Raw genomic sequence first — 23,644 nt, forward strand, 5'->3', positions numbered from 1 at the left:
GAAAAGCGAGGACTCATTATGCCGCCCATCAGCGTATTGATCAAACCATCTTCCGGCATGTGCAACATGACGTGCGATTATTGTTTTTACTGTGACGAGACTCAAAAGCGTACTCAGAAATCCTACGGGTTCATGAGCGAGGCAACTTTAAAAAATGTGATTCGGAAAACTATGCTGCGGGCCGAGGGTACGGCCTGCTACACCTTCCAGGGAGGGGAACCAACCCTGCGGGGACTGGATTTTTTTGAAAAAGTCCTGTTCTACCAAAAACAATATAATAAAAAGGGTGTTCAGGTATATAATTCCCTGCAGACCAACGGACTTTCCATGGACGAAACCTGGTGCCGGTTCCTCAGGGAAAACCGCTTTCTGACCGGAATTTCTCTGGATGGAATCCAAAAAACCCACGACGCCTGCCGCCACAGCAGAAAAGACAATGCCCCCACCTTTGACCGCATATGCAAATCCATTGCATTGCTGGAAACGCACCATGTGGAGTTCAACATTCTCACCGTTGTCAATCAGACAGTGTCCCAAAATATCCAGGAAATCTATGCTTTTTACAAACGGCAGAAATGGAATTTCCAGCAGTATATCGCCTGCCTGGACCCTTTAAAGGAACCTCATGGACAAAACAGTTATTCCATACCTCCGGAAAGCTATGGACAGTTCCTTACCGAACTGTTCCGCTTGTGGTATAAAGACTGGAAAAAGAACCGGCAGCCCTACATCCGCCAATTTGAAAATTATATAGCCATTTTGCTTGGACAGTTCCCGGAATCCTGCGATCAGCGCGGCACATGCAGTATCCAGTATGCAGTGGAGGCAGATGGCAGCGTATATCCCTGCGATTTTTATATGACGGACGAATACCGCCTGGGAAATTTCAATGAGCGCCGATTAGATGAAATCGACGCAAAAAGAAGAGAAATCTCCTTTTTGGAGCGTTCTCTTCTTCTGGACCAAAGCTGTAAGCTCTGTACATATTATTCTCTGTGCAAAGGCGGATGCCAGCGTAACCGGGACTGGAACCCGGAAACAAAGACATACCAAAATTACTTCTGCCAAAGCTACCGCATGTTTTTTGATGCCTGTCTTGATGGGCTTACCGAAGCTGCCAACTCTCTTTCGCCCTCAAAAATATAAGAAACACTAATCCTACAGCGAACGTTTTATATTTGGATACGGACAGAACTACCGGAATTTGCAGGGCGCCGTCGTTACAGGCTTGTCCTTACCGGCTTCGGCTGATATCCTTTCTGCTCCAGCGCTTCCAGAATCTGTTCCTTATGCTCTGTGCCGAAAGCCTCCATGGTAATCCTAAGCTCCACCGCTGCGTTCCGGTTGGTGGAAACAAACTGGTTATGCTCCAGTTTGATGACATTTCCCTGTTCTCTGGCAATGGCGTCCGCAACCTTGCTCAATTCTCCCGGCTTATCCGGCAAAAGAACCGACACCGTGAAAATCCGATCCCGGAAAATCAATCCCTGCTGCACCACCGAGGACATGGTAATCACATCCATATTTCCGCCGCTTAAAATCGCAACTACCCGCTTATTCTCCACATTCAGGTGGCGCATGGCCGCAACGGTCAGCAGGCCGGAATTCTCCACAACCATTTTGTGATTTTCCACCATGTCCAGAAACGCCGCCACCAGTTCATCATCCTCCACCGTGATAATCTCGTCCAGGTTTTCCCGGATATAGGGGAAAATCTGCTCTCCCGGCGTTTTCACCGCGGTGCCGTCCGCAATGGTGCTTACTCCGGGCAGCGTGATCACTTTTCCGGCCTTGATGGACTCCTGCATGCAGTTTGCTCCGGCAGGCTCCACGCCGATTACTTTGATTTTAGGATTCAGCAGCTTGGCAAGCACAGAAATTCCCGCTGCCAGCCCTCCGCCTCCGATGGGCACCAGAATATATTCCACCAGAGGCAGCTCCTTGAAAATCTCCATGGCAATGGTTCCCTGTCCGGTGGCCACCGCAAGATCGTCAAAGGGATGGATAAAGGTATATCCATGCTCCTCAGCAAGTTCATAGGCTTTCTGGCAGGATTCGTCGTACACATCCCCATAGAGAATCACCTCTGCGCCGTATCCCTTGGTCCGGTTCACCTTAATCAGCGGCGTGGTGGTAGGCATCACAATGGTTGCCTTCACCCCGTAGCACTTTGCCGCATAAGCCACCCCCTGGGCATGGTTGCCGGCAGAGGCGGTGATCAGTCCTTTTTCCCTTTCTTCTTCCGTCAGGGTGCTCATTTTGTAATAGGCTCCCCGGACCTTGTAAGCTCCGGTAAACTGCATATTTTCCGGCTTCAGATAAACCTTGTTCCCGGTCTGCTCGCTAAGGAAGTCACTGTATATCAGCTTTGTTTCCAAAGTTACCTCTCTTACAATTTTACTGGCTTCTTCAAATCTCTCCAGAGTCAACATTTTACTCTTCCTCCTCGGTTTTATCGCCTGTGTCAAACAGCGCTTTTACAAATTGTCCGGAATCAAATTTCTGCAGATCGTCGATGGTTTCTCCCACTCCGATATATTTCACCGGAATGCCCAGTTCTGACTGAATGGCCACTGCAATGCCGCCTCTGGCCGTCCCGTCCATCTTGGTGAGGATAATTCCCGAAATGTCCGCCACCTCTGAAAACTGCCTGGCCTGGGAAAGGGCATTCTGGCCTGTGGTTCCATCCAGCACCACCAGAGTTTCCCGAAAAGCCTCCGGGTATTCCTTTTCCAGAATCCGATGGATTTTCTTTAACTCTTCCATCAGATTTTTCTTGTTGTGGAGACGCCCGGCAGTGTCGCACAGCAGTACGTCTGCATTTCTGGCCCTTGCCGCCGCCACGGCGTCATAGACCACTGCTCCGGGATCTGCGCCCTCCTGGCCGCCGATCATTTCCACCCCGGCCCGGTTGGCCCATTCGCTGAGCTGTTCTCCGGCAGCCGCCCGGAACGTATCTGCCGCCGCAAGCACCACGCGTTTGCCCTGGGCCTTTAACTTGCCGGCCAGTTTTCCCACGGAAGTGGTTTTGCCCACGCCGTTAACGCCGATGACCAGTACCACAGATTTCTCATTTTCAAACCGGTAAGCCGTCTCTCCCACATCCATCTGCTCCTGGATACTGGAAATCAACAATTCCTTACACTGGGCAGGCTCTTTGATATGCTGCTCCTTTACCTTCACTTTGAGATTTTCAATGATTTCCTCTGTGGCATGGACGCCCAGATCGCCCATAATGAGAATTTCCTCAATCTCTTCGTAAAATTCATCGTCAATACTGGAAAATCCGCTGAAAATAGAATCTATCCCGGACACAATATTATCTCTGGTCTTGGTTAATCCCTGTACCAGACGTTTAAAAAACCCTTTCTTTTCTTTCTCTTCACTTCCCATTTCTGTTCTCTCCTTCCTGCTCTCCGTAATGGATATTACTCCGGCGTTAAATATCCCGCATGTTACGCGCTCAGATCTTCTTCAATCAGATTGACGGACACCAAAGTGGACACGCCCTTCTCCTGCATGGTAATTCCATACAGCCGGTCTGCCGCCGCCATGGTTCCACGTCTGTGGGTAATTACAATAAACTGGGTATGACTGGTCAGCTTATGCAGATACCTGGCAAACCGCCCCACGTTGGAATCATCCAGAGCCGCCTCTATCTCGTCCAGCAGACAAAAGGGCGAAGGCTTCAGATTCTGGATGGCAAACAGCAGGGAAATGGCCGTCAGGGATTTCTCCCCGCCGGAAAGCTGCATCATATTCTGCAGCTTCTTGCCGGGAGGCTGCGCAATAATACGGATGCCGCATTCCAAAATGTCCTCATCCTCCACCAGTTCCAAAGTTCCCTTTCCGCCGCCGAACAGCTCCTTGAATACTTTGTCAAATTCCTTCTGTATCTGGGCGAACTTCTCCATAAACTGCCGGCGCATGCCAGTATCCAGTTCCTCAATAATATCCAGCAGCGTTTTTTCTGCTTCCACCAGATCATCATGCTGGGTTTTCATAAACACATACCGTTCTGACAGATTCCGGTAATCCTCAATGGCGTTGACATTCACATCTCCAAGCTTGCGGATCTCGTCTTTGATCTGGGCGATCCTCTTTTTCATCTCTCCCGGATTGTTCAGTTCTTCCCTTCGCAGCGCCATGGCGTTGTGGAAGGTCAGTTCATATTCTTCCCACATATAGCTGTTCTGATGTTCCGCCGATTCATTCAGCTTCTCTTTCTGGCTGCCCAACCGGTACATTTCTTTATCCAGATCATGGATGCGTTTGGAAAGCTCCTCCTGCTTCTGGAAAAAGCCTTTGTATTTCACAGACATCTCTTCTCTGGCCTTCTGTCCCCGGACCATTTCTTCTTCCAGTTTCCGGCGGTTGATTTCCGAATCCTCCATGGCCTTTGCAAGCTCTTCAATTTCCCGCTCTTTTTGGCAAATATCAGTCTGTGACTGGCCCCTTTCCTGATCTGCCTCCCGCAAATCCTCTTCCAGCTTACGGATTTCCGATGCAATACGGGAGAGATTCTCCTTCAGGAACTCTGCTTTCTGCTGCAGGTTGGCCTCCTCTAGCTGCACCCGGGAAACGTCATTCTGGCTCTCCTGGGCAAATTTATGCTGCCGCTCCAAAATCTGCCGGTACTCTCCGGTTTCTTCTTCAATTTCCCTCTCTCTTTTGCCGGCGGCCTGAAGCTCCTCCCGAATCTGCTCCCGGCTTTCATTGATTTCTGACAACTGACGTTCCATCTCTCTGCTTTCCAGCTGCAGGGAGATAAAACGGCTGTCATTTTCCGCTTTCTGCTCTCTGATCCGTTCCAGATTCATTTCTTCTGTATTCTGCTTCAGCATTGCCTGCTTCAAATTTTCTTCTTTCTGACGGATCTCTTCCTTCAGCAGCTCTCTTGCCGTACTGATATCCTCCAGCCGGCTTTTGTGCCCGGCCAGCGTATGCTCTAACTTCTCCGTTTCCCGCTGCAGATCTTCAATTTCCCGTTTTCTTCCCAACAGATTGCTGGTATTTTTAAAAGCTCCGCCTGTCATGGAACCGCCGGGGCTTAAGGATTCTCCCTCCAGGGTGACAATCCGCAGGCTGTACTGGTATTTCCTGGCCAGTAAAACAGCATGGTCAATGGTATCCACCACATAGGTTCTGCCTAAAAGATATGTTTTCAGTCCCGCAAACCGGCGGTCCGCCCGCACCAGCTCGCTTCCGATTCCAATGACGCCGGGCTCCTTTAAGGCAGCCTGATTGACGGAAACCGGCCGCTTGCCCACACTGGTTAAGGGCAGAAAAGTAGCCCGCCCAAACCGGTTCTGTTTCAGATAGCCAATCATTTTCTTGGCGGTATTCTCATCATCGGTGACAATATTCTGGAGGCTTCCCCCCAGAGCTGTTTCAATGGCAATTTCATACTGCCTGTCCACCTGAATCAAATCAGCCACAACTCCCAGCAATCCCGGCTCTGATTCTTTCCGCTCCATCACACGGCGGATGGAATTGCCGTAGCCGTCATAGCGCTCCGCAATATTAATCAAAGACTCCAGGCGGGATTTTTCTCTGTGGTAACGGGCATTGTCCTGCTCCATCCGTTCTAACGTCTCCGCCCGTTTTGCCTGCCATTCCCGGTTCTTTTCTTCTGATTTCTGCAGTTCTGACTCCAAGTTCTGACAGGTTTCTCTGGCCTTTTGATAGCTTTGCCCATATTCCTCCAACATGGACTGCAGTTCTTCTTCCTCGCTTTTTTGTTCCAACAGCCGTTTATTCATCTCAGCTTTGCGGATATTAATCTGCTCCTGCATGGTATCATAACGCTGCTGTCTGGCTTTGATGGAGGCTTTATTATTCAGAAGTTCAATAATTTCCGTTTTTCCATCTTCAATTTTCCTGGTGCAGCGGGCAATTTCCTCCTGGATCTCCTGATATTTGGCCATCACCTGGCTTTTCTGTTCCTCCAGGGACTTTGTCTGATCGTCAAGCTGCCGTTTTTCCTTCTGGCAGGACGCTCTCTGCTCCAACCGTTCCCGGCGATCTTTTTCAATGGCCTGCTGTCTGGCCTTAAAATGCTCTTCACTCTGTCTGGCTCCGTGAATCTGTTCGTTCAGCACGTTAATCTGGCCTTCCAGTTTTCCCTTCTGCACCGTATGGTTTCCCAGCTTTTCCCGAAGCGCCGCAAGCCTGTCGTCTGTCTGCTGCATGTCCTGCTCCATCTGAGCATACTCCGCCCGGATATTTGCATAGGAACGGTTAGACTCCTGCAGCTCCCCTTCGACAATTTCTGTTTTCTCCCCTAAAGATTTCAAATCCTCCTGGATACGTTCCATATCCATCAGGAACATGTTCACATCATACTCTTTCAGCTCTTCCCTCTTTTTCAGGTAATGCCTGGCTTTTTCCGCCTGTTTCTCCAAAGGCCCCACCTGCTTCTCCAGCTCGGCAAGAATGTCGCTGACGCGCAGAAGGTTCTGGCGTTCATCTTCTAATTTTTTCTGGGCGGTGGCCTTTCGCCGTTTGAATTTGACAATTCCCGCCGCTTCATCAAACAACTCCCGCCGCTCTTCCGGCTTGCCGCTTAAGATCCGCTCAATCTGGCCCTGGCCGATGATGGAATATCCTTCTTTTCCAATTCCCGTATCATAGAATAACTCATATACATCCTTCAGGCGGCAGGTCGTCCCATTAATCAGATATTCACTTTCCCCGGAACGGTAGACACGTCTTGCCACTGTCACTTCGTTGTAATCCACGTTTAACTGCCGGTCTCCGTTGTCCAGCGTAATTGCCACATAAGCGTAGCTTAAAGGCCTGCGGTTCTCAGTGCCGGAAAAAATAACGTCCTGCATACTGGCGCCCCGAAGCTGTTTCACCCGCTGTTCTCCCAAAACCCAGCGCACTGCGTCTGCCACATTGCTTTTTCCGCTTCCGTTAGGCCCCACGATTCCGGTAATTCCATTGTGGAATTCAAACAGGATCTTATTGGCAAATGACTTGAATCCATGAACTTCTATACTTTTTAGATACATCTGTCCCTCCGACGCTACTGTGCCAAACTGCGGGGAATCTTAATGTTTTTGCGCTTCTTAAGCATAAGCAGCGTTTCGTAGGCCGCCTCCTGCTCCGCGCTCTTTTTCGTTCTTCCGCAGCCTGTTCCCCAGGGTTCTTCGTCTATTCTCGCTTCCACAATAAACTTTTTATCGTGATCCGGCCCTTCTTCTGCCAGAAGGCAATAGCTCAGCCCTTCCCCGAAATTAGCCTGCACCACTTCCTGCAGGATAGTCTTGCTATCATAAAAGAGCTGCTTGTGCTCGATATCGTTCAACACAAAACGATGTACAAACTCTTTTGCACTAGCAAAACCACCATCCAAATAAATTGCCCCAATCAGCGCCTCCAGCACATCGGACAATACTGATTTCCGCTCCCTTCCTCCGGTCTGGGCTTCCCCCTTTCCCAACAGAAGGTATCTGCCCAGCTCCAGTTCTCTGGTGCAGAAGGCCAGCGTAGGCTCACAGACAATGCTTGCCCGCATTCTGGTCAGCTCCCCCTCCGGGTTTTTGGGATATCTGTGAAACAAAAACTCACTGGTCACAATCTCAAGCACCGCATCCCCCAGAAATTCCAGCCGCTCGTAATCTGCCAGCCGGCTCATATGGTGCTCATTCACATAAGAGCTGTGGGTCAGGGCCTGGGTCAGCAATCTGCTGTTTTGAAACTGATACCCTAATTTTCCTTCCAATTCTTTCTGCAATTTCATCTTAAAACCTCCGATTACTCTAATCAAATGCAACCACTTCCCGCAAAATGTGAAAGTGGTTGTCATCTGACATTGCCTGCTGCACACAGGCAATCAATCTTTATGCTCACTGTACGGCTCGTCCATCAGTTTGTTGCATTCTTAATCTGCTCTACTGCATCTGCTACCGTTACAATCTTCTCTGCTTCCTCGTTGGCTATTTCAATGTCAAATTCTTCTTCAAGTCCCATGATAATCTGGAAAATATCCAGAGAATCCGCCCCCAGGTCATCTACAAATGTAGTATCCATTGTAATTTCATCCACATCAACGTTTAATACTTCTGCAATGATTTTTTTTAATTTTTCAAACTCCATGCTCGTTCCTTTCTACTCCTCCATGGGAGATGTTCCAATATTCTTTCTGATTTTCTCATTAATTTCCTGCTCACTGAACGTAACGCACTGGATAATGGAATTGGTCACTTCCTTCGCCTTTGCGCTTCCGTGAGTCTTGACTACCAGACCATTCAGCCCTAACAGCGGCGCACCGCCGTATTCTGTCGCATCAAAGGCTTTCAGGGTCTTTTTCAAAGATGGCTTCACAAGCAGCGCGCCAATCTTGCTTCGGAGACTCGACATCATGCCCTGCTTTATCACATGGATCAGCGTCCCGCTTAATCCCTCGCAAAGCTTCAAAATAACATTGCCGGTAAATGCCTCGCACACAATCACGTCTGCTTCTCCATGGGGAATCTCTCTCGCTTCAATGCTGCCTGTAAAATTGATGTCCGGGCAGTTTTTCAGCAGAGGAAATGTTTCTTTTACCAGTGCATTTCCTTTTTCTTCCTCTGCACCAATATTGACAATCGCCACCTTCGGCTTCTTAACGCCCAACACGTTTTCCATGTAAATGGAGCCCATCTTCGCAAACTGGACCAGATGCGAAGGTCTGGCGTCTACATTTGCGCCGCAGTCAATCAGTAAAGACACTCCCTGTTCTGTGGGAATCAGCGGCGCCAGCGGCGGGCGTTCCACACCCTTAATCCTTCCGACGATAACTTGTCCGCCTACCAGTATGGCCCCGGAGCTTCCTGCCGACACAAAAGCGTCTGCCTTCTTCTCCTTCACCATGTTCAATCCCACCACGATGGATGACTGTTTTTTCTTTCGAATTGCCATCACTGGAGGTTCTGCGGTTTCAATTACCTCTTCGGCGTGAATCACCTCAATCTGGTTCCCGTTGTAGGAATGTTTCGCCAGTTCTTCTTTTACCACATCCTGGCGGCCAATCAGATATACCATAATGTCCCGCCGCAGCGTAACAGCATTGATTGCCCCTTTTACCATTTCGGCGGGCGCGTAATCTCCGCCCATGGCGTCGACTGCTACTTTTATCATTTCCTGCATGAAAATTCCTCCTTATGGCTCGCAAACAGGCAACGTCTGTTAAAAATTTCCTGTTTATCGAATACCCACCTAAGAATATACTATAAGTATCCGGAGAAATCAACCTAAAAATCAACGTTCTGCCATATCATCGTCCGCTTTGTATTTGGCATCCTCCGCTTCCCGGTCCTCTTCGCTCATATATCTGCGGAAAATCCGCTCCAGTATATAGCTCTGAAGCCAGGCGTAAACGGAAGGAATAATAAAAATCATATAGGGCAAAAGATAAACCGCAAATCCTATGGCCGCAGCAACCACCAGCATCAGCGCGGTCATGGGCAGATGGGCAATTACCATCAAAATTGCGTTCTTCATGGAACGTCTCCTGGTGTTCTCAAAACGCGCCATATAAGGAAACAGGTATGAAACCCAGGCAAACCAGATGACAAGCCCCAGAAAACTAACTGCGGAAAGGGCGGAAAAATAGGCGGCAGAAGCCGCATAAAAATTCGCAATCTGCAAATCCAGCCACATCACAATCCCCACAGCCAGAGCCGCTATCCACACCGGCACAGTCTGTTTAAAATTCTCCTTAAAAGAGGTCACGTAATCCCGGAACATATACCCCCTGTCATGACGGAGCACCTTATGCACCGTATAGTACAATGCTGTGGAGGCCGTTCCTATGGTGACAATGGGAATACAACTTACAAAAAACAGCAGGCTCAGACAGATGCAGTCCGTAAACTTGGACAATGATCTCATAATGCCGCTGTCCGGATTAAAAAGCTTCATAATGTAATTTCCTCTCTCTTTTGGTATTTTAGTTCTATCACCTATTCTTACCTATTTCCTTTGAAATGTCAATGTCTGCGGAAATAAAATTTTCCTTCTGCGAAAAAGAGTGTTACAGGTTAGGAATAAATCATAACAAAAGAGCCCTCCCATTATTGGAAAGGCCCTTTTTGCACCCCGGATTAATCCTGAGGGATAATTTCTTTTTTGTTATAGCTTCCGCAGTTCTTGCATACTCTGTGAGGCATCATTAATTCGCCGCATTTGCTGCATTTTACCAAAGTCGGAGCAGTCATTTTCCAGTTTGCTCTTCTTCTGTCTCTTCTGCCTTTGGAAGATTTATTTTTTGGACATATTGACATGGTCACACCTCCTTAAATTTGTTAAAAATATCCTGGATTGCTGCCATTCTTGGATCAGGTTCCGTTTTCTGGCACTGACATTCTGCCTGATTCAGATTCATTCCGCACCGTTTGCAGATGCCTTTGCAATCCTCTCTGCACAGAACCTTCATTGGCCAACTCACCAAAATTTCTCCAAAAATAAGTTGATCTACATCCAGACTTGTTCCTGACATATAGCTCAGATTCTCCATGCTCAGCTCTTCATTGCTTCCGGTAAGGTCAATCTCCTTGTCCACCTCAATGAAAAATGTCCGGCTCACTTCCTCCAGACAGCGGTCACATGGAATTCCGATTGCAACTTCTGTTTCCCCCTGAATCAACAGTCGCTTCCCGTCCTCATTGGCAAACTTCATTGCAAAGGGCTGTTTCGTCCGAATGGGAAATTGTCCCAGTCTGGAATCAAAGGACGATAATTCAATTTCTACCTGCTGTGACATTTCCTTATTCTCACAGGAAATTATGTCCGCTAATTCTACTCTCATGACAGTCTCCTATCCACACTTGGTATATTATAACTGCCAGAAGATGGTTTGTCAATCATTTCTTTTATTATTTTGTCAGTTCCACGGTCTCCCGGGCAATTGCCAGTTCTTCATTGGTAGGCAGACAGAGCACGGTGACTTTGGAATCCGGAGTGGAAATAATCTTCTCTTCCCCTCTTACCTGGTTGGCCGCATCGTCCAGTTTCAGCCCCAGATATCCCAGGTAATCACAGACGCCCTTTCTGGTATCCGGCCCGTTTTCTCCAACTCCTGCCGTAAAGCAGATCACATCCACGCCGTTCATGGCCGCCACATAGGAGCCCACATATTTTGCCACACGGTAAATATAAGTCTCCAATGCGCGGATTCCGCCTTTGTCATCTTTTTCAGCAGCTGCTTCCAGATCCCGGAAATCACTGGAAATGTGGGACAATCCCTGTACGCCGGATTTCTTATTTAAGATAGCCATAATGCCTTCCAGATCCAGATTTTCTTTCTTTGCCAGATATTCCATGGCCCCCGGATCAATATCGCCGGAACGTGTTCCCATAATCAGTCCTTCCAGGGGAGTCAGTCCCATGGAAGTGTCCACAGATTCTCCGTTTTTCACCGCGCAGATGGAAGCGCCGTTTCCAAGATGGCAGACAATGGTTTTCAGCTCTTCATAGGGCTTTCCAAGAAGCTCCGCCGCGCGTTTGGACACATAACTGTGGGAAGTTCCGTGGAACCCGTATTTTCTCACTTTATATTTCTCATAATAATCATAGTCAATGCCGTAGAGGTATGCTTTCTCCGGCATGGTCTGATGGAATGCGGTGTCAAATACGCCTACCATCGGCACGCCCGGCATCAATTCCTGGCAGGCCCGAACTCCGATTAAATTAGCCGGATTATGCAAAGGAGCCAGATCGCTGCATTCCTCCACAACCTTCAGCACTTCCTCGTTTAATACTGTGGAGCATGCGAATTTCTCTCCGCCGTGCACCAGCCTGTGGCCCACTGCGCCGATTTCCTCAAGACTCTTTAAGGCTCCGGTGTTCGGATTTACCAGCGCATCCAATACCATCTGAATGGCCTGTTTGTGGGTGGGCATGTCCGCATCTGTAATTTCCTTGTCACAGCCGGCCTTCTGATACACAAGCCTTCCGTCCAGGCCGATTCTCTCGCACAGTCCTTTTGCCAACACTTCCTCAGAATCAGAATTGATGACCTGATATTTCAGGGAAGAACTTCCGCAATTAATTACTAATACATTCATTTTTCTTCTCCTATTCTCTTCCATTATTAGATTTATAACATGTACAATTCCATTATAAACCAATCCAAATTATGATACAAGGGGCTTTTTTCCAGTTAATCCTTGTAAACAGAAGCAAAATCCTGTACCATAGTATGAATGAGGAATGAAAAACCCGCCTCAAAAACGAAAGGAAACTGTCATTTATGGAAAATAAAGAAAAAACACAGTTATTTGAACAGACACCTATTCCAAAAGCGGTGATGACCCTTGCTGTCCCTACCATCATCAGCTCTCTGGTTATGGTAATTTATAACCTTGCAGACACTTATTTCGTAGGTATTTTAAATGATCCCATCCAGAATGCGGCCGTTACTCTGGCAGCTCCGGCGCTTCTGGCTTTTAACGCAGTCAACAATCTGTTCGGAATCGGCGCCTCCAGTATGATGAGCCGGGGGCTTGGGAGAAAAGATTACGACACGGTATACCGCAGTTCTGCCTTCGGTTTCTATTTTGCGCTGATAAGCGGCATCCTGTTTTCTGCCCTCTGCACCCTGTTTCAGACCCCCATGCTGACCATGCTGGGCGCAGACAGCCAGACTGCCGCAGCCACCGGGGAATATCTGAAATGGACGGTAAACTTCGGCGCGGCGCCGTCTATCCTGAATGTGGTTCTGGCCTATCTGGTGCGGGCGGAAGGCTCTTCCCTCCATGCCAGTATCGGCACCATGAGCGGATGCCTTTTGAATATGATTCTTGACCCCATATTTATTCTCCCTCAGGGACTGAATATGGGAGCAGCCGGCGCGGGGCTTGCCACTTTTCTGTCCAACTGCACCGCCTGCGGCTATTTTTTCCTTCTGCTGTTTGTAAAACGGGGACAGACTTATGTTTCCATCCGCCCAACCCATTTCGGCTTCCAGAAAATGATCGTCGCCGGAATATTTGCCGTGGGAATTCCCGCCTCCATCCAGAACCTTTTAAATGTGACGGGCATGACTGTCCTGAATAATTTCACTTCCTCTTACGGCGCAGACGCAGTGGCGGCCATGGGAATCGTACAGAAAATCAATATGGTGCCTCTGAACATTGCACTGGGATTTTCTCAAGGCATTATGCCCCTGATCAGCTACAATTATGCCAGCGGAAATATCAAACGCATGAAAGACACACTGACTTTTACTGTGAAAATCACCCTTTCTTTCATGATACTGGTATCCGCCGGTTATTTTCTGGGCGCTGGGCCTCTCACCTCACTATTTATGAAAAACCCTGCGATTATTGCCTACGGCTCCAGATTTTTGCGGGGCCTGTGCATGGGAACGCCTTTTCTGTGCATGGACTTTCTGGCAGTGGGCGTATTTCAGGCCTGCGGCATGGGAAAAAAATCCTTTCTTTTTGCCATACTCCGCAAGATTATCCTGGAAATCCCGGCATTGTTTGTGCTGAATTACTTCTTCCCCCTGTACGGGCTTGCCTATGCGCAGTTAACGGCCGAACTGATCCTGGCCGCCGCCGCCGTCATCGTTCTGTTCCGGCTGTTTCGCCAGCTTGAAAAAACGTTCGGCCAAGAAGAAAGGAAGCTTACATGAATGTACTTGGAATTATTGCAGAATACAACCCGTTCCACCAGGGACATGCTTATCAGATAGAAACCCTGAAAAAAGAAACGGACGCAGATTTTGTCATCATTGCCATGAGCGGAAATTTTGTTCAGCGGGGGGCCCCCGCCCTGATGGAAAAATACAGCCGCGCCCGGATGGCTTTAAGCTGCGGCGCAGACCTGGTACTAGAGCTGCCTGCGCTCTATGCCTGTGCCAGCGCAGAATATTTTGCAGCAGGCGGCGTTGCCTTACTGGAGAGCTGCGGCGTAGTCACGCATCTGGGATTTGGAACGGAAACGGAAGATTTTTCTTCTCTAAAGGAAACTGCGGATATCCTCTGCCGGGAACCGGAACCCTTCCGGGATGCCTTGCAGCAGGAACTGAAAAAGGGGCTGTCCTTTCCCGCTGCACGGGCCCGGGCGTTAAACTCCTGTTTTTCAGTACAGAATCCGGCCCATTTTCCCCCATCCGCCTCCATTCTGGATTCCCCAAACAATATTCTGGCTGTGGAATACCTGAAAGCTTTATCCCGCTGTCAATCCCGGATCATTCCCTGCCCTCTGCTGCGCCGGGGACAATCCTATCACGATACTGCGCCGGGACAGGTATTTTCTTCTGCCTCAGCCCTGCGGGCCCAGCTCTTAGAAACGAATCGCCTGCTTCCATCCTCTGTGGAGCTTTCCATGCCCAAAGCAGCTCTGGATATTTTAAAAGAATATCCTCATCCCTTTTTACAGGAAAATGATTTCTCCCCGCTGCTTCACTACAAGCTGCTTACAGAATCCCCGGAGCAGCTTTCCCGCTATGCAGACAGCTCCCCGGATCTGGCAAGGCGCATGAAACAGGAATCCGGCAGTTTCCTTTCCTGGAACAGCTTCTGCAGCCGTTTGAAGTGTAAAAACTTTACCTATACCCGTCTCAGCCGGGTATGTCTGCATGTGATACTGAATATTTATCAGGAGGATTACCAGGCTGTTCCAAAGCCCGCCTGCCTGCGGGTGCTGGGCTTTCGCAAAAAATCCGCCCCTTTGCTGTCCGCCGTCAAAAAAAGCGGAAATCTGCCCTTTGTGACAAATCCCGCTTCTTTATGGAAAGATGAAAGCTCCCCTTCACGGTCAAACGGCCTTCCTCTTACCGAGCATACCACTGACCGTCCCGGGACGCAGGCTGCTTCCCTGCAGCGCCTTCTTTCCCTGGATCTGGCCGCTGCTGATCTGTACCGCATCGGCCTGGCTGCTAAAGGGGATAACAGCCTGCCGAAGGATTTCAGACAGCCTTTGATTTTGCTGTAGAGGCTTTTGCTTAAATCTGTTCCAATGCTTCAAATGTCTGATGTTTTTACTCTTGTCTATTTATTTCATACGGACGGAACTACAGGGGCATCCTTCCTCACGCAAACTGGGCAGCATTCCGGCAGTTCCGTCCGTATCCAAATATAATCGTTCGCCGCAGCACTAATGATGAAACAACCGAATCCCCGTAAAGCACATCGCCATATTATATTTATTGCAGGTCTCAATCACATGGTCGTCACGGATGGAACCGCCCGGTTCCGCCACATAGGAAACGCCGCTTTTATGCGCCCGCTCAATATTATCGCCGAATGGGAAAAATGCATCGGAACCAAGGGAAACTCCGTTCATCTGATCCAGCCATTCCCGCTTTTCTTCTCTGGTAAACACTTCCGGCTTCACCTTGAAAATCTTCTCCCAGGCGCCCTCTGCCAGAACATCCATATAATCTTCTCCGATATACAAATCAATGGAATTATCTCGGTCTGCCCGGCCGATGCCGTCTACAAACTCCAATCCCAGCACCTTGGGGGACTGACGCAGAAACCAGTTGTCCGCTTTCTGTCCGGCAAGACGGGTACAGTGGATTCTGGACTGCTGTCCTGCCCCAATGCCGATGGCCTGTCCGCCTTTGGCATAACATACAGAATTGGACTGGGTATATTTCAGCGTAATCATGGCGATTGCCAAATCAATTTTGGCAGATTCCGGAATCTCTTTGTTTTCCGTCACCACATTTCCAAAGAAATCATTGTCAATTTTCAGCTCGTTTCTGCCCTGTTCAAAGGTAATGCCGAACACTTCCTTCCGCTCCAGAGGATTGGGCATGTAATCCGGATCGATCTCAATCACATTGTAATTGCCCTTCTTCTTTGCCTTTAAAATCTCCAATGCTTCCGGCTCATATCCCGGCGCAATCACTCCATCAGAAACTTCCCGCTTGATAATCAAAGCCGTGGCCTTATCGCAGACATCCGACAGGGAAATAAAATCTCCGAAAGACGACATGCGATCTGCGCCTCTGGCTCTTGCGTAAGCATTGGCAAGGGGCGTAAACTCCATATCCAAATCATCTACCCAGTAAATCTTCTTCTCCACCTCTGTTAAGGGCAGCCCCACTGCTGCGCCGGCAGGGGAAACGTGTTTAAAAGAAGTTGCCGCCGCAAGCCCTGTCGCTTTCTTTAATTCTTTTACCAACTGCCATCCATTGAAAGCGTCCAGAAAATTAATATATCCCGGCTTGCCGTTTAACACCTTAATGGGAAGTTCTCCGTTCTCCATGTAGATTCTGGATGGCTTCTGGTTGGGATTGCACCCATATTTTAATTCTAATTCCTGCATAATTTCCTCCATATCTGTACTTTTTCACTATCATACGCCCGATTCCCCGACGCAAAGGTATTTATTTATTCTTATTGATAATAACAGATTCATACTTTCCTGTTTCAATTTCAATATATCTGACAAAAAGAGAAACTTTATTCTCTTCGTTCAGGCTGTCCCAGATGTTCCGGGCAAACTCATGAAGTTCTCCGTCCAGCTCCACCAGTTTCGGCTCTCCCTCAAAACTGGGCAATGGATTTCCGTCTCCCATATAAGTATGGATAAAACGGCCTTCCCCGGCTGCAGGATTCTCATAGGCAAACGTATACCGGTTACAGGAATCAGGATTCCCATGATTGCTCTTTAAAATAGACATTGCATAATTGTAGCTGCCGTGCTCCACATGCATAATGCCGGAAATCCGCGGGGTATAGTTGGGAGCGTCCGGCTCAAATTCCCTGGTGCGCAGTGACTGCTCAAAGGTCTGCTGCTTGTCCATCAATTCATAGATCGTATCGGTCTGATCTCCGTTTGTCACAATTGTCTTGTTGCCAAGCACTCTCACCGGCGCATAAATAATCAGGCTGGGATCGCTTAATTTGGACGGGTCAAATGCCTGTGTGCGGATGCCTTCTCCATCTTCCACAAAAATACGGTTTCTGCTGTTCTCACTTCTTCCCATAATAAAATAAGCAGTTACTGCATACCTGCCGTCTTTTGACTTGCCGATTACAATTCCCCTTCCCGGATAAGAATTACCCTTTAACTCTGTTTCCAACGATAACTTATTCACTCCTTGGTCTCCTCCTTATGCTTGCTGTCTTTGATTGCTGCGATTGTGCCATATTCAGGGCAGCGCCAGCATCATCTCCGGCTTTCTGCAATTCCTGTGATGGCCTATGCCCATTCTACCATGTAGTTTTTCCCATTACAAGTAAATTGCAAAGTTATTTGCAGTTCTTGGAGAAGATTTCCTGACCACGCTAAAAACTGCCGGAAGTGTAACCTTCCGGCAGTTCCTGCTCTTAAAGTTATTAAAAATGCTGCGTTCTTATTCTCTCCGGAAGATTCAGAAATTCCACTCTTCAGAGCCTTATCCCTGTCTCTGAGCCAGGAATTCTTTTCTTTTATCCAGAAGTTCATCAATTGCATTAACCAGTTTGCCGATTTCCGGTTTGGTAAGCTGAGCGTCTGCACCAAGCATCTCACCCTTGCGTCTCATTTCTTCATTTACCAGAGATGAGAAAATAACAACCGGAATATGCTTGAGCTCATCATCTTCCTTAATCAGTTTGGTCAGACGGTGTCCGTCCATCAGAGGCATCTCAATATCCGTAATGACCATATGTACCTTTTCATCTACTTCTCCTGACTTGCGGAAATCATTGAGCTTATCCCACAGCTCCTGTCCGTTGTTATTGACATTCAGCTTGGTATATCCTGATTTCTTCAGGCAGTCTGTGATCAGTTTGGACAGCAGCGGAGAATCCTCTGCCACCATAATCGGGGAATCGCTTCTGTTGCGTTCTTCCAAATCATCCAAATCAGATACCTGCAGTCCTGTTTCCGGACTGATATCCGTTACAATCTTCTCAAAGTCAAGAATTACAATCAGCCGATCTTCTAACTTAATCACTCCGGTAGACACGCCGTTCTCTTCAATATTAATGGTGGCGTCAGGGGTGATGATATCTGCCCAGGAAAGCCTGTGAATGCCGCATACTTCATCCACATGGAACGCAATATTCAGTTTATTAAAGTTAGTAATAATGAATAATCCGTCTCTGTCAATATCTGGAAGCCCCAGGCAATTACGCAGATTAATTACACTTATCATGGTGTCTCTTGGCATAAATATACCTTCCACACTTGGATGTGCATTAGGAATCGGAGTAACGGGCTGATATGTCAAAATTTCCCGTATTTTCGCTACATTGATACCGTAATGATTTCCAGCTAATGTAAATTCTAAAACCTCCAGCTCATTTGTGCCATTCTCCAAAAGAATATTTGTATCCATAATAGTAACTCGCTCCTCTCCGGTATATTTCCGTGCAATATTCATACATGCTTTGCCTACATTATAGCACATACTTTCTGAAAAATATAGAACATTTTTTCAATTTATTAAAATTTATTTCATATTTATCTCAGTTGTCGTTTCATTCATCTGCAGTGTAAGCTGAAGGGATGAAATGTTTTCCGCTGACGCCGCCGGCACTTCAAATATCAGGATACCTGCCACGGTCTGTCCCCCTTCGATGGCGCCGATGTAAGTGGATACATCATTTTCCAACATGCTGACTTCATTCTTTACTCCCGGTTCTTCATTTATCTTTAACGTAAAAATCGGCTGCTTTAAAAGCAAATCACAGTTCACTGTTTCTGAGCCTGTATTTGCTATGTTCACATTCAATATTACGTACGTATTTCCCTCTTTCGCATCCAGTGAAAAATAATCTCCCTGTTTATAAGTATTGCTGACAGAATAATCCTTATAAGAAAATTCCAGGCCCGGAATTGCCAGGGCTTCTGTCAAGGTAACTGCTTCAGGGGCCGGTTTCTCTGAGCCGAACGCTTCGTTTTCCCCGCTGCTGCTTTGCTGTCCGCCGTTCTCTTCCTGTTTCTCCTGCTCTTCCGGTTTCTTCACTTCCTCTTCCTCCGGAATCACTTCCTCTTCTTCCTCCTTGGGGTATACTGCCGCCATTCCTTCCTGCTGATGTCTGTTATGCTTTGCAAGGGTTCCTGCAGAGTAATTGACGATAACCAACGCTTCACTCTCTGTCAGCGGAACCATCTCCTCTCCGCATCCGGCAAGAAGAATTGCTGCAGCCACTAATGCTGATCCCTGTTTTATGAATTTCTTCATAAGTATGTCTCCTTTTTATGCTCAAGCGCATATTCCTGTTTCTCTATCTTGTATTCTACCATTATTTATTCCGTAGGGCAACCACAATTTCCTGTTTTTAAAATTTTCCACGCAAAACTACTGGCTTTTACAATCCAGTTCAAACCAGAATCTTACACCGTTTCTAAGATTTTCCACACCGCATTCTCTGTGAAAAGAATCCATAATCGCTTTTACAATGGACAGGCCGATTCCGTTTCCGCCGTATTCCCTGGTTCTCGCCTTATCCACTTTATAAAATTTATCCCAGATATGCTCCAGCTCTTCCTCCGGAATGGGGTTCCCTGTATTAAATACCTCCACTCTTACTGTTTCCGTATTGGGTCTTACAAAAATCTCTATTTTCTTTTCTCCGGCGGCATAGTGAATGGCATTGCTGATATAATTAGTCAGCACCTGTTCTGTCTTAAATTCATCTGCCCAGACATACTTAGGCCCTGTCCCGTGCACCTGCAGGGCAACGCCGCTTTGTTCCCGCAAAATGGCGGTGGCGTTGACAACCCCCTGGATAACCTCCAGCAAATCAAACCGTTCAAATACTACCTGTTCGCTGCCGGACTCCAATTGATTCAGGGTAAGCAGATTCTTCACAAGCTGATTCATCTTGTCCGCTTCATCCATAATCACATCGCAATAGAATTCCCGGCTGTCCGCATCATCATTGATGCATTCCTGCAGCCCTTCCGCATAGCCCTGGATCAATGCGATAGGCGTTTTCAATTCATGGGAAACATTGGAAATAAATTCCTTGCGCATCTCATCCATTTCCGTTTTCTTTTCAATGTCAATTTTCAGTTCATTGTTGGCGCTCTTCAGCTCCGAGATAGTCCGCTCTAAAGTTTCTGACAGCTGATTCATATGCTCCCCCAGCATGTCAATCTCGTTTTTCCCTTTGCTTGGAAATTTTGCGTCAAAGTCTAAATTAGTCATTCGGTTTGAAATGTCTGCAAGCTGCAAAATAGGATTGGTAATCTTACGGGTTACTGCATAAATAATCACAGCGCAGAGAACTACGGCCACAATTCCCACATAGGCCAGAAAACGGTTGGCAATATCCACGCTTTCTTTAATGCTCTCCAATGCAGTGCGCATCAGAAGGGAGTTTCCATCGGACAGATTCCCGCATAACACAAGATAATCCGTCTTAAGTCTCTTATCTGACATCTTTTCCACCACATACCGATCTGTGCTTTCTAATATTTCCACATTTTTATTTTTCCGGAAAATCAGCTCCAAAAACTGAAGCAGCAGCGTTTCGTCATCTCCAACGTTGGAATCTAAAATGATGTTGTCAGAACCGATAATCATTCTGGTAATGTTGCTGTTGGCGCATACTTTTTCCAGACGGATGGCAAATTCCTCCGTCCACGCTTCTCCGGAGCTGCTGGCCTTATTCACCATTTCATAAGTTTCCAGAAGTTTCTGCTGCTTATGCTCCACATAGTAAGTTTCCAAAAGAGTTGTATTAATAAACCAGCACAGTAACACTGTGCCGGCAACAAGACTGAGCATAATTGCTGTGATTTTGCCTGTGATGGAATATTTCATGACTCCACCTCGAACTTATAGCCCATGCCCCAGATAGTCTTAATATAATTTCCCTTGTCCCCCAATTTGCTGCGCAGTTTTTTCACATGGGTGTCGATGGTTCTGGCATCGCCGAAATAATCATAATTCCAGACATGATTGAGAATTTTCTCCCTGGAAAGGGCAATCCCTTTGTTTTCCACAAAATACGTAAGCAATTCAAATTCCTTATAGCTTAATTCCATTTCTGTTCCGTCCACTGACGCCTGATGCCCCAGCCGGTCTATGAGAATCCCGCCGATTTCCAGCGTCTCTTCTTCTTTTTTCCCGGTGCGCCGCAGGATCGCTTCTACCCGGGCCACTAAAATCTTAGGACTGAAGGGCTTTGATATATATTCATCTGCGCCGATGTCAAATCCCATCAGTTCATCGCTCTCTTCTCCCTTGGCCGTCAGCATAATAACCGGAACCCTGGAGTTCTCCCGTATCTCTTTGCACACTTCCCAGCCGTTGATTTTCGGCATCATGACGTCCAGAATAATCAGGGCAATATCTTTCTGTTCATAAAACTTATTCAGAGCATCCTCTCCGTCCTCGGCCTCCACCACTTCGAAATTCTGTTTCACCAGAAAATCACGCACCAGCTTGCGCATCCGGCTCTCATCATCCACCACCAGTATTTTTAACTTTTCCATTTCTGCGTACACCCTCCGTTTTCATCCAAGTATTATGTTCTATGGTATCATGCATTTATGGAATATTTGTGAAAAATCCGCTGTTTCTGCGGATTCTATAAGCCTAATTCCTGTTCTTTTTCTTTTATGAGCTGCTCCCGCTCTTTTAATTCCTGTTCCCATTCTGTGTATTGATTCAGAATTTTATTCTTATAATTGATAATATTGGGACTGTCATCCAAAAGCGTAATCACAATCATTCCAATGGCCACAAGAAGCAGGAAAAGATTGCCTGCCAGACTGACCCGAAACAGCCCCCTGCTGCTCTTCAGTTTTTGTTCAATCTGACGCTGTTTTAATTCTGCGGCCCGCCGTTTCTGCTTTTCCTGTCCCAAATTCTCTTCATACCACTCTGCCAGTTCTTCTGCATCCGAAAGGGGCGCTTTCTGGGTCTGCCTTTTTCCCTGCACAGAGCCAGGAGCCTGATTCTTTCCTGCGGGTTTTGCCGCTGCTGCAGAAGCCTTGCTCTTTCTTAAGGGCTCTGCCGCTGCACCGGGAGCCTGATCTTTTCTCTGGATTTCCGGCACATTTGACAGATAATCCCTGAGTTGTTTTAAATATGCCAGTCCCACCGGAGTTTCAAATACCTTTTCTGCAATCAGCTTCCGGTACATTTCATGAACCATCCTTGGGTTTCCCATATCCAGTTTCCCTTTGACGTATTGGATGCTTTCTGCCTCGTGCATGGCTTTACGCGCCAGTTCCGGGTCTGTAAAGGTAAAGCCTTCCACTGTAATACTATTTTTTTCCATTGTTTTCCCTGCCTTATCCTGCCTGTGTATTCTTTAACGCTATTATATTCTATCCTTTCTTCTTTGACAAGCGGGATTCTTTGTTGTCATAGCAGATGATGGACACACAATCCGGCAGTTCCTGTGTATCGAAATACAGACTGTTGGTTGTAATACTGGAAATAAAATAAATCCATCCGCTATTTGCTTAAAATTAATAGCAGGTGGATTTATTATTTTATACTGGAACATCCCACCACTTCGTGGGTTCCTCCTTACCACAAATAATGGAGCTGAGGGGAATCGAACCCCTGTCCGAAAGTCAATTCACTATGGCATCTCCCATTACAGTCATTCCTTTGACATTCCCTCTGCCGAACGCCGAATGACAGGCTTCCGGTTTCAGTAGCTTCATAATACGCCCGCATGCGCAAAGCTTTGCATACGTCGTTTCCCACATCGTCGAAGCCGGTTACTTAAACTGTGGGTGGTCTAAGGCCGACTGCTGCAACTAGGCAGCGATTGCTAAATTATCTTCAGCGTTTATATTTATTGTTCCCGTTGTTGAGGCGGTCAGGAGCCGCCAATGGCTTCCATAGCTGCACAACCCCCGTCGAAACCAGTACAACCCCTGGTTCGCTGATGCTGTTAGCTTCTGTCTATTATAAATTCAGACTTTCTTTTTGTCAAGAACCCTTTCCGGAAAATTTGCCTTTCGGAAAGCGGAAATTAAGATTCTTTCCGCTTTCCCAACAGCTTATCTGCCACTAATTCCAGAATCACTGCCAATACAAAAAAGAACACCACTGCCACTGCCGCTTTTCCAATCAGGATTCCAAAAGAATTCTTTTTCTGCCATTCATTGTCAATGGCATACCAGACGTATTCGGTTGAAACCTGATTCTCTTCGCAAATGTCTGACAGCATATTTTTGGCTCCCTGGGAAAATCCATGCTTTCTTCCGATGGGAATTGCGTCTGATTCTCCTTTTTCAAGGGCTTTCGCCGTATTCTGGCTGACCTGGGCCAGAATTTTGCTTCCATCTTCCAGTTCCAGAATATAATAAGGAATATACTCCACAAAAACATCTATCGGGGACTGCCGCACGGCCGGCTTCTGTTTACCAACTGCGCCGTTGCGCCGTCTGCGGAAAGGATCTGCCCATTCTGCCAGGCTGTACACATTGGTTTTCTTAAGGGACTTAGGGATCACTTTCACATAATCCACATCATTCAGCGTTTCTTCCCATTCTGACTGACTCCGCACCTCCGGAATACCCTCGCCTGCAGGATATCCCATATAAACCGTTCCCGGATTCGCTTCGATTTCCTTGCTGCCGATGGTTTCCGGCTGATTCATTTTCAGCAGAATTCCCTCCATATTAAATCCGGCGAACACAAATGTGGCTGCTGCCAGTGAAACAATTACAATTATAAAATCCAATACTTTCTTCATGACAAATCTTCTCCGCAAATTATTTTCTTAAGGCGTTC

Annotated in this window: 21 protein-coding genes and 1 other RNA gene; 3 read left to right on the forward strand and 19 right to left on the reverse strand. The window is 47.3% G+C overall.

Features of this window, described 5'->3' with window-relative positions; genetic code table 11:
- Positions 1 to 18 precede the first annotated feature (18 nt).
- The gene (locus tag ACTO17_RS00495; protein WP_482556489.1) at positions 19 to 1,146 is read left to right on the forward strand and encodes an anaerobic sulfatase maturase; all 1,128 of its coding nucleotides are present in this window, start codon (positions 19 to 21) and stop codon (positions 1,144 to 1,146) included.
- A gap of 74 nt (positions 1,147 to 1,220) precedes the next feature.
- On the opposite strand, the gene ilvA is transcribed toward ACTO17_RS00495, so the two are convergent.
- From ilvA to ACTO17_RS00545, 10 genes are all read right to left on the reverse strand, one after another.
- Positions 1,221 to 2,432: a threonine ammonia-lyase gene (gene ilvA / locus ACTO17_RS00500; RefSeq protein WP_482556490.1), complete on the reverse strand. Its 1,212-nt coding sequence runs from the start codon at positions 2,430 to 2,432 to the stop codon at positions 1,221 to 1,223.
- 1 nt (position 2,433) lies between these two features.
- On the reverse strand, positions 2,434 to 3,393 hold the full coding sequence (gene ftsY, locus ACTO17_RS00505; protein WP_172537657.1) for a signal recognition particle-docking protein FtsY: 960 nt from the start codon (positions 3,391 to 3,393) through the stop codon (positions 2,434 to 2,436).
- Positions 3,394 to 3,455: 62 nt separating this feature from the next.
- The gene (gene smc, locus ACTO17_RS00510; protein ID WP_482556491.1) at positions 3,456 to 7,016 is read right to left on the reverse strand and encodes a chromosome segregation protein SMC; all 3,561 of its coding nucleotides are present in this window, start codon (positions 7,014 to 7,016) and stop codon (positions 3,456 to 3,458) included.
- A 14-nt stretch (positions 7,017 to 7,030) separates the two neighbouring features.
- Entirely contained in the window at positions 7,031 to 7,747 is a 717-nt protein-coding gene (gene rnc / locus ACTO17_RS00515; RefSeq protein WP_482556492.1) for a ribonuclease III, read from the reverse strand.
- A gap of 125 nt (positions 7,748 to 7,872) precedes the next feature.
- Entirely contained in the window at positions 7,873 to 8,103 is a 231-nt protein-coding gene (acpP, locus tag ACTO17_RS00520; protein ID WP_135987546.1) for an acyl carrier protein, read from the reverse strand.
- A gap of 12 nt (positions 8,104 to 8,115) precedes the next feature.
- Positions 8,116 to 9,126, reverse strand: coding sequence for a phosphate acyltransferase PlsX (plsX, locus tag ACTO17_RS00525; protein ID WP_482556545.1), 1,011 nt, complete (start codon positions 9,124 to 9,126; stop codon positions 8,116 to 8,118).
- A gap of 120 nt (positions 9,127 to 9,246) precedes the next feature.
- The gene (locus ACTO17_RS00530; RefSeq protein WP_482556493.1) at positions 9,247 to 9,909 is read right to left on the reverse strand and encodes a YesL family protein; all 663 of its coding nucleotides are present in this window, start codon (positions 9,907 to 9,909) and stop codon (positions 9,247 to 9,249) included.
- Positions 9,910 to 10,091: 182 nt separating this feature from the next.
- Positions 10,092 to 10,271: a 50S ribosomal protein L32 gene (rpmF, locus tag ACTO17_RS00535; protein WP_172538463.1), complete on the reverse strand. Its 180-nt coding sequence runs from the start codon at positions 10,269 to 10,271 to the stop codon at positions 10,092 to 10,094.
- A 2-nt stretch (positions 10,272 to 10,273) separates the two neighbouring features.
- Positions 10,274 to 10,795 carry a YceD family protein gene (locus ACTO17_RS00540; RefSeq protein ID WP_482556494.1) on the reverse strand — a complete coding sequence of 174 codons (522 nt, stop codon included), beginning with the start codon at positions 10,793 to 10,795 and terminating at the stop codon, positions 10,274 to 10,276.
- A 67-nt stretch (positions 10,796 to 10,862) separates the two neighbouring features.
- On the reverse strand, positions 10,863 to 12,053 hold the full coding sequence (locus ACTO17_RS00545) for an acetate/propionate family kinase (RefSeq protein ID WP_482556495.1): 1,191 nt from the start codon (positions 12,051 to 12,053) through the stop codon (positions 10,863 to 10,865).
- Positions 12,054 to 12,238: 185 nt separating this feature from the next.
- On the opposite strand from ACTO17_RS00545, the gene ACTO17_RS00550 reads away from it, so the two are divergent.
- Positions 12,239 to 13,624 (forward strand): MATE family efflux transporter, encoded by a 1,386-nt coding sequence (locus ACTO17_RS00550; RefSeq protein WP_482556496.1) that lies wholly within the window; start codon positions 12,239 to 12,241, stop codon positions 13,622 to 13,624.
- On the forward strand, positions 13,621 to 14,928 hold the full coding sequence (locus ACTO17_RS00555; protein ID WP_482556497.1) for a tRNA(Met) cytidine acetate ligase: 1,308 nt from the start codon (positions 13,621 to 13,623) through the stop codon (positions 14,926 to 14,928). Before ACTO17_RS00550 ends, ACTO17_RS00555 begins: the two co-directional genes overlap by 4 nt.
- Before the next feature lie 162 nt (positions 14,929 to 15,090).
- Here the strand turns inward: ACTO17_RS00555 and ACTO17_RS00560 are convergent, their stop codons facing one another.
- The 9 genes from ACTO17_RS00560 to ACTO17_RS00600 form a co-directional block, all read right to left on the reverse strand.
- Entirely contained in the window at positions 15,091 to 16,269 is a 1,179-nt protein-coding gene (locus ACTO17_RS00560; RefSeq protein WP_172538458.1) for a phosphoribosylaminoimidazolecarboxamide formyltransferase, read from the reverse strand.
- 61 nt (positions 16,270 to 16,330) lie between these two features.
- Positions 16,331 to 17,044: an IMP cyclohydrolase gene (locus ACTO17_RS00565; RefSeq protein WP_172538457.1), complete on the reverse strand. Its 714-nt coding sequence runs from the start codon at positions 17,042 to 17,044 to the stop codon at positions 16,331 to 16,333.
- Positions 17,045 to 17,344: 300 nt separating this feature from the next.
- The gene (locus ACTO17_RS00570; RefSeq protein WP_172538468.1) at positions 17,345 to 18,271 is read right to left on the reverse strand and encodes a chemotaxis protein; all 927 of its coding nucleotides are present in this window, start codon (positions 18,269 to 18,271) and stop codon (positions 17,345 to 17,347) included.
- Between the two features lie 114 nt (positions 18,272 to 18,385).
- A complete protein-coding gene (locus ACTO17_RS00575; protein ID WP_482556498.1) occupies positions 18,386 to 19,120 on the reverse strand; it encodes a DUF4352 domain-containing protein in 735 nt (244 codons plus the stop codon).
- Positions 19,121 to 19,237: 117 nt separating this feature from the next.
- Complete coding sequence (locus ACTO17_RS00580; RefSeq protein WP_172538455.1) at positions 19,238 to 20,707, reverse strand: sensor histidine kinase; 1,470 nt, start codon at positions 20,705 to 20,707, stop codon at positions 19,238 to 19,240.
- Positions 20,704 to 21,381: a response regulator transcription factor gene (locus ACTO17_RS00585; protein WP_172538454.1), complete on the reverse strand. Its 678-nt coding sequence runs from the start codon at positions 21,379 to 21,381 to the stop codon at positions 20,704 to 20,706. Before ACTO17_RS00585 ends, ACTO17_RS00580 begins: the two co-directional genes overlap by 4 nt.
- A 95-nt stretch (positions 21,382 to 21,476) precedes the next feature.
- Positions 21,477 to 22,172, reverse strand: a complete 696-nt coding sequence (locus ACTO17_RS00590) for a hypothetical protein (RefSeq protein ID WP_172538453.1) — start codon at positions 22,170 to 22,172, stop codon at positions 21,477 to 21,479.
- A 264-nt stretch (positions 22,173 to 22,436) separates the two neighbouring features.
- Positions 22,437 to 22,783: a transfer-messenger RNA gene (gene ssrA / locus ACTO17_RS00595) on the reverse strand.
- 97 nt (positions 22,784 to 22,880) lie between these two features.
- Positions 22,881 to 23,606: a hypothetical protein gene (locus ACTO17_RS00600; RefSeq protein WP_482556499.1), complete on the reverse strand. Its 726-nt coding sequence runs from the start codon at positions 23,604 to 23,606 to the stop codon at positions 22,881 to 22,883.
- Positions 23,607 to 23,644 lie beyond the last annotated feature (38 nt).

The organism is Petralouisia sp. (assembly GCF_056822245.1).

Coding starts and splice junctions, on each gene's coding strand:
- ACTO17_RS00495 (WP_482556489.1), top strand. CDS start 19: ATGCCGCCCATCAGCGTATTGATCAAACCATCTTCCGGCATGTGCAAC.
- ilvA (WP_482556490.1), bottom strand. CDS start 2,432: ATGTTGACTCTGGAGAGATTTGAAGAAGCCAGTAAAATTGTAAGAGAG.
- ftsY (WP_172537657.1), bottom strand. CDS start 3,393: ATGGGAAGTGAAGAGAAAGAAAAGAAAGGGTTTTTTAAACGTCTGGTA.
- smc (WP_482556491.1), bottom strand. CDS start 7,016: ATGTATCTAAAAAGTATAGAAGTTCATGGATTCAAGTCATTTGCCAAT.
- rnc (WP_482556492.1), bottom strand. CDS start 7,747: ATGAAATTGCAGAAAGAATTGGAAGGAAAATTAGGGTATCAGTTTCAA.
- acpP (WP_135987546.1), bottom strand. CDS start 8,103: ATGGAGTTTGAAAAATTAAAAAAAATCATTGCAGAAGTATTAAACGTT.
- plsX (WP_482556545.1), bottom strand. CDS start 9,126: ATGATAAAAGTAGCAGTCGACGCCATGGGCGGAGATTACGCGCCCGCC.
- ACTO17_RS00530 (WP_482556493.1), bottom strand. CDS start 9,909: ATGAAGCTTTTTAATCCGGACAGCGGCATTATGAGATCATTGTCCAAG.
- rpmF (WP_172538463.1), bottom strand. CDS start 10,271: ATGTCAATATGTCCAAAAAATAAATCTTCCAAAGGCAGAAGAGACAGA.
- ACTO17_RS00540 (WP_482556494.1), bottom strand. CDS start 10,795: ATGAGAGTAGAATTAGCGGACATAATTTCCTGTGAGAATAAGGAAATG.
- ACTO17_RS00545 (WP_482556495.1), bottom strand. CDS start 12,053: ATGAATGTATTAGTAATTAATTGCGGAAGTTCTTCCCTGAAATATCAG.
- ACTO17_RS00550 (WP_482556496.1), top strand. CDS start 12,239: ATGGAAAATAAAGAAAAAACACAGTTATTTGAACAGACACCTATTCCA.
- ACTO17_RS00555 (WP_482556497.1), top strand. CDS start 13,621: ATGAATGTACTTGGAATTATTGCAGAATACAACCCGTTCCACCAGGGA.
- ACTO17_RS00560 (WP_172538458.1), bottom strand. CDS start 16,269: ATGCAGGAATTAGAATTAAAATATGGGTGCAATCCCAACCAGAAGCCA.
- ACTO17_RS00570 (WP_172538468.1), bottom strand. CDS start 18,271: ATGGATACAAATATTCTTTTGGAGAATGGCACAAATGAGCTGGAGGTT.
- ACTO17_RS00575 (WP_482556498.1), bottom strand. CDS start 19,120: ATGAAGAAATTCATAAAACAGGGATCAGCATTAGTGGCTGCAGCAATT.
- ACTO17_RS00580 (WP_172538455.1), bottom strand. CDS start 20,707: ATGAAATATTCCATCACAGGCAAAATCACAGCAATTATGCTCAGTCTT.
- ACTO17_RS00585 (WP_172538454.1), bottom strand. CDS start 21,381: ATGGAAAAGTTAAAAATACTGGTGGTGGATGATGAGAGCCGGATGCGC.
- ACTO17_RS00590 (WP_172538453.1), bottom strand. CDS start 22,172: ATGGAAAAAAATAGTATTACAGTGGAAGGCTTTACCTTTACAGACCCG.
- ACTO17_RS00600 (WP_482556499.1), bottom strand. CDS start 23,606: ATGAAGAAAGTATTGGATTTTATAATTGTAATTGTTTCACTGGCAGCA.